At 40.2% G+C, this 368-nt stretch carries 1 protein-coding gene; it reads left to right on the top strand.

Annotation, left to right across the window (positions count from 1 at the left end; translation table 11 throughout):
* The coding region (locus tag KH400_RS22435) for a sugar phosphate isomerase family (protein ID WP_217228411.1) at positions 1-327 on the top strand (327 nt) is incomplete at its 5' end.
* Positions 328-368 lie beyond the last annotated feature (41 nt).

Here is a 368-nt window from a genome sequence, read left to right as displayed (position 1 = left end):
GGACAAAATGGACATATCGGGTTTAATGAACCAGGTACTCCTTTTGACTCAAAGACGCATGTCGTCCAATTAGATGAACACACTCGCCAAGCCAATGCAAGGTACTTTTCTTCTATAGATGAGGTACCTACACATGCCATTACAATGGGAATTGCAAGCATTCTTTCAAGTAAAAAAATTCTCCTTCTCGCATCAGGAAAATCAAAAGCGGACGTGATACAATATTTAGAACAAACAGAGATTCACCCAGACTTCCCTGCATCTGCTCTGAAACTTCATGAAGATGTGACGATTTTTATTGATCGAGAAGCTGGTTCACTACGCTAAACACGAGAGGATTTTCACATGTTTATTGATAAGCAGTCACC

The organism is Desertibacillus haloalkaliphilus, assembly GCF_019039105.1.
Classification (GTDB): Bacteria; Bacillota; Bacilli; order Bacillales; family KJ1-10-99; genus Desertibacillus; species Desertibacillus haloalkaliphilus.
Note: the sequence above shows the minus strand (reverse complement) of the source record. Positions and strands in the feature narration are given on the sequence as shown.